Raw genomic sequence first — 10,741 nt, 5'->3', positions numbered from 1 at the left:
GAAAACTAAAAAAATATGCGGCGCACAGAACGCGCCGCATATCGGACTAAGTTTTATTCAAATTTGTCTTCACCAACACGATTTGACGAAGAGCCATTATTTTTTGTATTCAGAATTTAATTGATTTATTTTTTTGCTAAGCTTCTTAGGTAGGTATGCTAACAAAGCTAAGAAAATTCCCGCAACTGTTAATTCCAATAACAGAGCTCCAGAAACTCCCTTTAAAGCAATTTCAGAAGCCATAAAAGCATAAATAAAGCTGGCCGGCATCATTGTCATAAAGGAGATCAAACTGAATTTTTTTACACTCATCGGTGTCATGGCATAGGCGTAGCTTTGGATTGCAAAAGGAAAAACGGGAACCAAACGTGTGAAAATTAAAAATGAGATACCATTCTCTCTAACGCCCTTTTCAATTTTTTGAAAAGTTGGGTCATTACCAAAACGCTTCAATATATACTCTCTTGCGATGTATTTTCCAATAATAAAGGAGATGCTAGCACCAAGTGATGCACCAATAATTGTTAATAGTCCGCCAAGAAGTCCGCCATAAGCTAGTCCACCAACAATCGCTAGAAACTGTCCCGGTAAAAGAAACACAGCGACAATGACTGAAAGTAAAATAAAAATCACGTAACCCTGCCAGCCAAGTGCTTCTAAGTAGGCTCTTAAACTGGAAATATCCGTCAGAAAATCAACTAAACCAAACTTGTAGGCCAAAAATATTCCTAACAAAATAAAAGCAATAAAGACGATAATCTTTTTCACATGTGCTCCCTTCTTTTGAATCAGATTCAATATTTGCTTTTAGTCCTCTTTTTTAAACGCTAATGTCATTCGCTTAATCACTAGCTGATTGAATTCAGCTATATCCAAAATTTTTTTAGGCATTTTTATAGAATAGTCAGATTTATCAGTCAGTGTCATTCGCCCTTTAGTAAGAGTCAACTGATTTTTTGATAGATTGTATCGCTCTTGGCTGAATAACTCCGGACGCTCTAAGTAGACAGCTGTAGTCATATCCCAATTACAAAAACCGCTGAAACCAAATACCTTTTCATTCCATTTAATCCAGTTTTCCAATGTCTGATGAATCCATTTCAATGTGTCTTGATTAATTGTTGTTTCAACTAAAGTTAAAAACTGATTCATCTCATGTCGCGAAAAGAATGCTTCCGAGGTCATGTGTCCATTCATGATTGTAAGGTTCGTTTGACTCAATAAGACACTTTTTGCAGCATCAGGATCACAAGAAAAATTTAACTCGGTGACTAAGCGATGATTCACCTTTAGTGGTTCGATTGTTCCTCCCATCAGGACAACCTCTTGAACCTTCTTAAAAAAATTCGGGTCTATTCTCAGTGCTTCAGACAAGTTTGTTAATGCGCCGGTTGCAAGGATGGTTATTTCATTTGGATAGAGATTGACTTGTTTGACTAGATACTCTGCTTGATTTGCTGAATAATAATCAAAAGATAGCGTCAAACGCTGTTGGAGTTCCTTTGTCATTTTTTCAACTTCTTCAAGTGATCCGTTCCCATAGGTTAAAGTTACACCAAGTAAGTCAATCGTTGGTGCCCCTAACAAATAAAGAAGCGTTAATCCGTCATCCACATCATGATCCGCTAAGCCAAATGTATTGTCACAATCAAAAATGACTTTTCTCATTTAATAATCCTCGATTTTCCTCTAACCAATACATCAAATATTGATTTTCTTTTTTTAGATCATGTTGAAGCATTTTTAAATCTTCAGGATAATCAACATCCTGTAACGGAGACAAAAAATCCACCTGATAATCTGTTAAATGCTGCAACGTTTGTTTCAATACTTCACTTTTCCCCCAAGAGATATTCGTTTCAAAAATCGGTGTTAAATCAATGGATTGTGTACAGCCTACTAAATAGTAGCCACCATCTGGTGAGGGGCCGAAAACAATCTCACACATCTGATGGAATGCAGATTGAATAATTGTCGTATCTAAATTTGGGATGTCACTGCCTGTTAGTACCACTTTTTCATAACCTTTTGCAAAAACAAGCTTGATCGCGTGATTCATTCGCTGCCCAATTGTCGCACCATGCTGCTGAAAAGAATGGAAGTTTTTTGGTAGTGCAGAAAGTAAGGACGCTGGATCTCCTTCATCCGAATACGCCAAGTATAAATCTATACCACATTCATTTAACCCTTCAAATTTTTGAAAACTATCCAGTAAAATTTCCTGTTGAACTTGGCATGCTTCTTCTCCGCTGAGCAAGCTTTGCAGACGCGTTTTAACTTTATTTGGTACAGGAACACGAGTAAATAAAATATAGGCACATTTATTCAAAGACTTGCTCCTTTAAGGCATGACGTAAGAAATCTTCTGCTAAATAGCTAGAAACTTTCTCGAAAATTTCCTGATTTTTTAATTGCTTCGTATCCTTTTGATAGCTGTCAAAAGCCATTGCCGACCAAGACAATGCACGTAGCATTAGATAAGGATGGTAAATCCTAAGGGCCTCTTCAAATGTGGCTACGTCAACATGCGTTTCAGCTAGATAATCAGATAAAAAATCTCGTTTTGCTCTTTGGGTTAAAATTAAATTGCTCCGCCAAAGAGTGGTCGTTGAAGCCAAGAATTGTGAAATATCCTGGACAGGATGACTGATGACTGGCTTCTCCCAATCGATTAAAAATCCTTGCTTCCCAATAATGAAATTATGGGAATTCACTTCAGTATTGTTAATACACCATTGATCCAAATCAATAAAAAATTTCTGTTTATGAATATTTTTTTGACAATCATCCAAAGCACTTGCCAGTTGCTTTTGAGCCTGTAATGGAACAAATTCACTTTTTAGCACCGGCTCTAACAGCTTTTGACACTCAGTTACTCGGGCAGATAAAATGGTAGATTTTTCCTTTACAAAAATCTTCTCAGCAGTTTCATCAATTGGTTGTTTATGAATTCGACCAAAAATTTTGGAAGCCTCTAATAAATCCTTGTGATAATCTAACGGTTCACCAAGTAAAAACTCCATAATCAATAAACCTTGATCAAAGCTTTGACGGCTGTCATCAACATAATATACTTTGGGTGTTCGTCCCGTCCGTTCAAGCCACTTTAGCGCCTGATATTCATAACGAATCTGGTTGTCTAAATGTAGTTGACTACCGTAGTTCAAACGAAATACATATCGGCTTTTTTCATCCGAGATCAAAAAATTTTGATTGTATTCACCCTGTGCTAAGAATTTGACTGTATAAGGTCCTTGTAGTCGCAATTTTTTAGTAAGTTGATTTTTTTCTATATAGAGCTGAATCTTTTCTAACATCAATGGCTCCTTCCTATTTATAATAGCGTTCCGCTAATTTTTCTGGTGACATTCCTAATAAATAGAGCAATTTTATTTTATGCATACGTAAATGTACTTTGAGTTTTCCTTTTCGAAACCTTCGGGCAGATGTGGTTATTGTCACGGGTAGATAATAGAATTTTCCGAGTTTTCTCAATCGGCGACTCAACCGCCAGTCTTCCATTAATGGAACAGTTTCAAACCCGCCAGCCCGCTCATAGTTTTCGCGTGTCGTAAATAGACCCTGATCACCAAAGATCAGCCCAAGATACTTTGCACGCAAAGTTGAAGTTCTAGCTAAATAACGATAAAAGAGCTCAGTTGAATCAAATGAAAGCTTTAAAAAGCCGGCGCTATTGTTTTTATTAGCTACAGCTCGATGAATCTGCGCCAAAATATCTGATTGGTTGTCTAAACGACTGTCACTATGTAAAAACCATAAGATTTCACCGCGGCTTTTCTCTGCCCCTAATTTTAATTGAGCCCCCCGATTCCCCTGCTTTAATTGGTAAACTTTTGCATAATCACTCGCAATCGCAATCGTTGCATCTTGACTGCCACCATCAACTACGATAATTTCAAAAGGAATCTTCTTTTCTAGCTGATTTAGTTGTCGCAATAAGTTTTCAAGATTCGTTTCTTCATTTAATGTGGGAATAATAATAGAAATCAACATTCCATCACCTGTAAAATCTCATTGAAGGTTAAGAAGATTTTTTCTCCGGCAACGAGCTTTTCAGATACATTTGTGAACATACAGATTGTTGCTCCAATTCTAATTTCAGATCTTTGACCGTTAGGTGTCCACTCGCTAAATTCCACAAATGCTGGGATGCCAGCGCCAGCGATCTTTTCAATCGTAAATTCTGTCCCAGATGGAATAAAAAGAACCGCATCTCCATGGATACTCGCTGGATTTTGAACAGTAATTTCTGCATCTTCCATCTGGAATTTATGACCATTGACTGTTCCAGAAATAAAATTCGTTTCTCCCATTGCTTTAGCAACTTTTCGATTCTCGGGAAAAAAATAAATTTCTTTTGGTTCACCAATTTGCTGAATTGCCCCTTCCAAAAGAACGACCATGCGATCCGCTAATTGAAAGGCCTCGTCACGATCATGAGTCACTAAGATAATACTAAAGTGATAAGTCTCCTTCAGCCGTCGCAAATAATCCCGCATAGCGCTTCTTAAGTGTCCATCTAGATTGGCAAAAGGTTCATCTAATAATAACAACTTTGGCTCTAAAACGATCGCTCGTGCTAACGCAACCCGTTGTTTTTGTCCTCCGGATAATTGATCAGGAAACTGTCGCTCTAATCTCTTTAAATCGAATACCTCTAAAATTTTATTTACTTTTTGTTTTATTTCCAGCTTTGAAGACTTGCGCGCTTTAAGGCCAAAACCGATATTATCAATCACATTCATATGTGGAAATAACCAAAAATCTTGAAAAACTAACACGGTGCTTTCCTGTGAGAATCCCTCAGTGAAATCAATCGTTCCTCCTTCAACTGGCTGAATTCCCGCAATCATTTTAAGCAAACTGGTTTTACCAACACCAGAAGGACCAAAAAGTGCAATCGTTTCGCTATCCTGAACATCGAAAGATAAATCATGCAGTATTTCTTTTTTTCCATAGGTTAGCTGTACGTTTCTGACGCTTAACCCCATTGTTCATTCCTCCAATTACTTTTTTCAAAATAAATACGCCTAGCCAGGTACAGCCTAGAAAAACTAAGCTATAGGACGAAGCTAATCCGAAACGCCCATTATTAGCATATGGTAGCAGCAACAGCGGTAGTGTGACGATACGACCCCCACCAATAAAAAAGGTTGGTAGATACTGACTGAAAGAGACAATAAACACAAGTCCAGCAGCTGTACTCACACCCGTTCTTAGCAGAGGCCAAGTAATCTGCCAAAAAGTCATCCAAGGACCCGCCCCTAAGCTTCGCGCCGTCAAATTGTATCCCTCGCCTAACTGTCGATAGCTTTCTAGCAGGAGCTGCATGGCATAAGGTAAACACAAATAGGTATGAATCAGAATAATACCGAAAAAAGTTCCTGTTAGTCGTAATTGCAAAAAAAGAACCTGACTTGAAGTGATAATTGCAATAGCAGGCAAAATCAATGGAAGATAAATAATCACTTCTACCAAACGCTGTGACAGCCTTTTCTGAAACGCCAGATAGTTCGCTGCCGGCAAAGCAATCGCAATGCTAACGAGGGTTGTTGCAAGTCCAATCATCAAACTATTAATAATTGCCGGAAAAAAATTGGGTTCTTTGACCATTTGTCTTACGATTTTTAGATCCATTGCCTGTGGAAAGACAGCCGGGTACATCCATTTATCACTAAAGGACCATAGAACTAAAATGAATACAGGAAACAAGACGGCCAGCGCAGAAAATACCAACAAAAGATAGGACTTCTTTGATAAAAGTTTCATGTGGTTTTTCTCCCTCCTGGCAAAAAATTACTAATGGTCAAAATAAGTAACGTAACTGCTAAGCAAAATCCTGAAATAATTAGGTTCAAGGCAAAAGCCAGAGGACGTGTAGTCAAATCTGCCTGAGTAAACAGATCATAAGCAGTCAAAGCCACGGTTTGATTACTTGGGCTTCCCAACAGATAAGGTACTTCAAATGAAGCAAATGTAAAACAAAATAAGATAATAAATAAAGTTGCCAATGTTTTTTGAATCATCGGTAAAACAATCGTGAAAAAGATTCGCGTATTTGACGCACCTAAATTTCTAGCAACCTCAATGTAACCTAACTGGATTTGCTGCAAAATTGCTAAAATACTCACCGCAACATAAGGAATTTCCTTGTATAAAAAAACTAAAATAATTCCTACCCCTTTAGAGTCATGGACGAATAAGGGAAATTGACCGATTTCTTGAATCAATCCCAGTTGAAACAGTATACGAGAAATTATTCCAGATTGACTAATCAACTGTAGCATCATCAAGCCCACAATAATATGCGGTAAAGAAATCGGTAGACTGATAATTTTATGTAGCCATGAACTTTTTACTTTTAATAGAAGAAACGCGACAGCCGTCCCAAGTAGCAATGACAAAAAAGTCGCAGTCAGCGCCAAATAGCAGCTGTATACAAGCGACTTTTGAAAAAAAGGATCGGTTAAAACCTGTTGGAAATTTGCTAATGTGATTTCTTTAAGACCAATCAACGGGTAATAACCCAAACTAATTTGCAGCCCTTTAAACAGCGCTGCGATAATCACAACGCTGTTTAACAAAATAAAAGGCAAAACGAGTATTTTTTTTCTATTCATGTAAAACATGCTCTTTCCATAACGCTTCAATTATTGGGATTTTCTCTGCTTGAACCTCGGGAATTTGTTTTTCCTGCATTTTCTCAAGGGAAAGCACTCCTTGATTTTTATACAAATCGGTTAATTTTTGATTTTTTTCATCTGATAATTTTTCAGAGTCAAAAGGTGGAATGCTGTAGCCATACTTGGCCTCCGCTTTTTTTAGCTGCGCAGACTCACTTGTCATTTCATTAATCAAAACTAATGCTGCTGCTTTGTCTTTAGAAGTATCAGCAATCGCTAAGTAACTTTGATTTGCGATCGTTCCTTTATCAAACAAGAATGATTCAGTTGTTGCTTTAAATTCATTATCGCTACGTTTTTCTGCTACATGCATCTGAGCATAGCTGTAGCTCATATCAATTTGTCCGGCCGCAAACATTTGATCTAATTCGGCAGTTGTGGTCGGATAGGTTTTTCCTTGCTGCCATAAATAAGGTTTGATTTCATTTAAGTAATCTAGACCTGGTTTAATAACCTGATATAACTCTTCCTTGTTGGCTTTCGCCTTTTCAACTTTATCATAGCCGACAATATCGCAGATAATATTACGAACAAAAGCGCTGCCAGTGAATTCTGGTGGAGCCGTGTAGGTGATTTTCCCAGGATTTTCCTTCGCGTAGGCTAACAAAGCTTGAGTATCTGTCGGAAATCCTTCTTTGAATTTTTCTTTATCTCCAGCAAAAACTAATTGTGCACTGCCATATGGAACTTCGTAGCCGTTAATTTTGACACCGAAGTCATATTTTGAATTATGTCCATCAACGTCCATCAGCTTTTCAAAGCTTTCGACATTTTTCGTGATGGGACCATAAAGCAGTTTTGCTTGTTTTGCCGTATAAAAATTTTCACCATTGATCCACATAACATCAATATCACCTGATTTTGTGCCGGCTTCTTTCTCCGTTGTCAGCTTATTCAAGATCTGATCAATGTCCATCGGAACTCGTTTTACGGTAATATCATATTTTTCTTTCATGGCTGGGGTAACCACTTCATCGACCCATGCATTGGCCTTTTCATCGCCGCCATATCCGTAAAAGGTCACTGTTTCACCTTTGCCTTTTTTTACTGCCTCAGAAAAGCTACTAATAGAATCTGTTGTTTTCGTTTCTTTTGTTTCACTGGTCTTACAGGCAGCTAGAGAAAAAAGCATCCCTGCTGTCAGTAGACCGATTAACCATTTCTTCATTATTTGCTCCTATGCTTTTGTGACTATTTTTTTTGATTGATAACGATTCTTCCAAGCTCGTATCGGATTATCTAGTGGATGCGCAGGACTTTTGTCGTCTTTATGTATTACCTCTCCAAAGATCAAATCCAATAAATGCCAAGCCTCACCCCCGCCAAGAATCATGGCTGAAGTACAGCTGGAACAATAGGTAACAATATGATCAGTTTTAAAATCTTGCACACGCTTGGCTGCAAAATCCTTCGCGAGATTCGGATTAGAAACGCCACACATCCCACCCATTCCGCAGCAGAGGGTGTTTTTTCCCGACAAACGATTTTTCTGGACCTGATAGCCTAACTGCTCCAATAGATAGCGAACCGCTTGATGAATCTCCGTCATTTCCTTCGTTGGACAGGAATCTTGGATAGAAAAAACAACATCACTTGTTTTCCCTTTTCCGATAGCTTCCTTTGGTAATCCTAACTCGGCCATCTTTACCCATAACGAGGATGTAGGAAATTGATTTTGAAGAGTCATTGTTTTTATGCACCCTTGGCATGCAACGATCAATTCATCAATTCCAGCCTTGTGGACCTGTTCTGATAGTTGTCCAAAGCGCTGCTGAAACAATTGCTCCTGACCGATCATCCGAGTCGGTTTGCCGCAACAACCTTGGATAACAGCTAAATCAGGATAAAAACCTTTTAAATAATCGATGATTTGTGCGACTTGCTTCGGACTGCTAGAGCTTAGAGAACAGCCTGCCATAAAACCATATTTCATTTTTCTTCTCCTCGATTCACAGCCGTAAATAATTTGCTTGTTGATAGTTTTTGATGCATTTCGACGCTTTTGAGCTGTTTAAGCGGTAATCCTTCCTTGATTAAATCTTGACGCATCGCTAAAAAGGCTTCGTCTAATTTCAGTTTTAACGGACAAACAACTGTACAGCGACCGCACAACATACAGGAGTATGGAACGATTGGTTCTAAGCCTTCTGCTAAAAATTGCTGAAACAGCTTTTTAGGATCATCACAATACTGCTGCAAAAAGAGACAATCTTTCATGCACCGTTGACAACTGGTACAATTTTCCGCGATTAAGCGAGCCATTTCAATTGTTCCCTTCGAATAATCCATTAAACAAACTCCTTTTTTAGCAAAACGATCACTAGTTGCAGTAAGAAACCAATAAGGATTATTCCGCTCACTAGATAATAAATGGGTATTACTTGCAAGGTGATTGTTGTCTGCCAAATTAGAAAAATAATCGCTATCATTAACAACAACAGTGATTCTAGACTTTTTTTCTTTCTTACTACTAAAAAGGCAACAATCGTTAACAAGACCGGCAGCAAAAACAATTTGCTGCCGAACAGACTTGCATCCACTTTATGAGAATAAAAGGAAACATTCCGCATAAAACCTAAATGATTACGGTAGAGATCATTCATCAGATAAATTCCATAGATCAATCCAAATTGAATGATGTGCAAAAAATAGCGAAAGATCTTCATTAGTTCAGAGTTTTCACCTTGTCTTTATCTCTTGGGTCGCCAACTTGAACAGGGTATTTGCTTGGGTCCTTCTGGTGAGCTTTATCCCAATCATACCAGCCGCCATCAAAAAGACGAACGTCCTTAAAGCCTTCTTGTTTGGCAATAAAGAACGCCGTAGCCGCACGCCAGCCAGTACCGCAATAAAAAGCAACTTCTTTATCTGGAGTGATGCCCCATTTTTCCCAAGCATCAAAGATTTTCGTTGGCTCCTTCACTGTGCCATCGTTGTTCATTAATTGAGCAACATCAGCACTCGTTTTGCTTGATTTCGCGTACACGGCACCTTCTGGCTCACCCGCATTTTCAATGTAGTCATAGCCGCTTGTTTTTCCAGTAAATTCTTTCCATGAACGAATACTTGCTAGAACCAGATCAGGATTTTTTTCTTTCGCACCTAATAAATCGTCAGAGGTTGAGATCAGGTATTCAGGACGTCCAGGAACAGCTGCACCAAAATCTTTTGCAGCTTCGGCATCTTGGTTCCCTTTTTCTACTTTGTAATCAGCTTTCTCCCAAGCCTTCAATCCGCCATCAAGAATTTTTACTTGATCGACACCTAACCAGTAAGCAACAAAGGCTACACGTGCTGCCGCATTGATATCACTAGAATAGACGACTACTGGTGTGGTCTTTGTCACACCGCGTTTCAAGAAGACTTCCTTGCAGGTTTCCGCATCTAAAATATTCCAATTGTTTTCTTCAGTTTCGATTTCCATCGTGTCGATATGCAATGCGCCTGGGATATGAGCTTTTTTATAATCTTTCCCTTCGCCGTAAGAAGCCTCAATTACTACGGTCTTATCATTGTCTTTCATCTGCTTATTCAACCATTTTGCATCCACAAAAAAATCATCCTTCTTAATATCTTTACTGTCTACCAAACGTTGAACTTTGTTCGTCTTCTTTGCTGCTTGAACCTGTTCTGTTTTAGCGAACACGACCAATGCGGTCAATAATAAGCAACTTACTACTGTTAATACTTTTTTCATCTTACTGCTCCTCTAAGTTTATTTTTTCACTTGAACCGTTTTCAACAACAGTTTACTGATCTTTTAAGCACAACAAAAAAACATACTTAATAAGTATGTTTCCTCCTAAGCACTAATTAATTGTAGGCGGAATAACCCTTTCAATGCAACGCAAAAAAAGGTTCTGGGAGGAAATTCAATTGTTCTACTTGCTTAGAAACTCTAAGTAACGATTGAGATCATAGTCACCGCTGATAGTTTTTAAACATGAGAACACCTCCTGAATCCATTTTATAACTGAGTTCTTTTCCCTACCGAGTATAACGAAACAATATATGTTTAGCAAGGAAATTTAAGTCAA

At 38.3% G+C, this 10,741-nt stretch carries 13 protein-coding genes; all 13 read right to left on the bottom strand.

The genetic code is table 11. From position 1 onward, the window contains the following. Positions 1–96 precede the first annotated feature (96 nt). From OMU_RS11685 to OMU_RS11625, 13 genes are read right to left on the bottom strand one after another with little or no spacing between them, the layout of a single operon-like run. On the bottom strand, positions 97–768 hold the full coding sequence (locus OMU_RS11685) for a TVP38/TMEM64 family protein (protein WP_016180116.1): 672 nt from the start codon (positions 766–768) through the stop codon (positions 97–99). Positions 769–807: 39 nt separating this feature from the next. Then, a complete protein-coding gene (locus OMU_RS11680; RefSeq protein WP_016180115.1) occupies positions 808–1,668 on the bottom strand; it encodes a nucleoside hydrolase in 861 nt (286 codons plus the stop codon). After that, entirely contained in the window at positions 1,649–2,329 is a 681-nt protein-coding gene (locus tag OMU_RS11675; protein ID WP_016180114.1) for a TIGR04282 family arsenosugar biosynthesis glycosyltransferase, read from the bottom strand. Before OMU_RS11675 ends, OMU_RS11680 begins: the two co-directional genes overlap by 20 nt. Continuing rightward, entirely contained in the window at positions 2,322–3,317 is a 996-nt protein-coding gene (locus tag OMU_RS11670; RefSeq protein ID WP_016180113.1) for an aminoglycoside phosphotransferase family protein, read from the bottom strand. Before OMU_RS11670 ends, OMU_RS11675 begins: the two co-directional genes overlap by 8 nt. A 13-nt stretch (positions 3,318–3,330) precedes the next feature. Continuing rightward, the gene (locus OMU_RS11665) at positions 3,331–4,014 is read right to left on the bottom strand and encodes a TIGR04283 family arsenosugar biosynthesis glycosyltransferase (protein WP_016180112.1); all 684 of its coding nucleotides are present in this window, start codon (positions 4,012–4,014) and stop codon (positions 3,331–3,333) included. Then, on the bottom strand, positions 4,008–5,012 hold the full coding sequence (locus OMU_RS11660) for an ABC transporter ATP-binding protein (protein WP_016180111.1): 1,005 nt from the start codon (positions 5,010–5,012) through the stop codon (positions 4,008–4,010). The genes OMU_RS11665 and OMU_RS11660 overlap by 7 nt, the downstream gene beginning before the upstream one ends. Continuing rightward, positions 4,954–5,790: an ABC transporter permease gene (locus tag OMU_RS11655; RefSeq protein ID WP_016180110.1), complete on the bottom strand. Its 837-nt coding sequence runs from the start codon at positions 5,788–5,790 to the stop codon at positions 4,954–4,956. Before OMU_RS11655 ends, OMU_RS11660 begins: the two co-directional genes overlap by 59 nt. Next, positions 5,787–6,641, bottom strand: coding sequence for an ABC transporter permease (locus OMU_RS11650; protein WP_016180109.1), 855 nt, complete (start codon positions 6,639–6,641; stop codon positions 5,787–5,789). The genes OMU_RS11655 and OMU_RS11650 overlap by 4 nt, the downstream gene beginning before the upstream one ends. Beyond that, a complete protein-coding gene (locus OMU_RS11645) occupies positions 6,634–7,872 on the bottom strand; it encodes an ABC transporter substrate-binding protein (RefSeq protein ID WP_016180108.1) in 1,239 nt (412 codons plus the stop codon). The genes OMU_RS11650 and OMU_RS11645 overlap by 8 nt, the downstream gene beginning before the upstream one ends. A 9-nt stretch (positions 7,873–7,881) precedes the next feature. After that, entirely contained in the window at positions 7,882–8,637 is a 756-nt protein-coding gene (locus tag OMU_RS11640) for a heterodisulfide reductase-related iron-sulfur binding cluster (RefSeq protein ID WP_016180107.1), read from the bottom strand. After that, a complete protein-coding gene (locus OMU_RS11635) occupies positions 8,634–8,993 on the bottom strand; it encodes a 4Fe-4S dicluster domain-containing protein (protein ID WP_016180106.1) in 360 nt (119 codons plus the stop codon). Before OMU_RS11635 ends, OMU_RS11640 begins: the two co-directional genes overlap by 4 nt. Then, entirely contained in the window at positions 8,993–9,370 is a 378-nt protein-coding gene (locus tag OMU_RS11630) for a hypothetical protein (RefSeq protein ID WP_016180105.1), read from the bottom strand. Before OMU_RS11630 ends, OMU_RS11635 begins: the two co-directional genes overlap by 1 nt. Beyond that, complete coding sequence (locus OMU_RS11625; protein ID WP_016180104.1) at positions 9,370–10,401, bottom strand: sulfurtransferase; 1,032 nt, start codon at positions 10,399–10,401, stop codon at positions 9,370–9,372. Before OMU_RS11625 ends, OMU_RS11630 begins: the two co-directional genes overlap by 1 nt. Positions 10,402–10,741: the final 340 nt, after the last annotated feature.

The organism is Enterococcus avium ATCC 14025, assembly GCF_000406965.1.
GTDB classification, from domain to species: domain Bacteria; phylum Bacillota; class Bacilli; order Lactobacillales; family Enterococcaceae; genus Enterococcus_A; species Enterococcus_A avium.
This window is presented reverse-complemented; position numbering and strand designations above follow the sequence as displayed.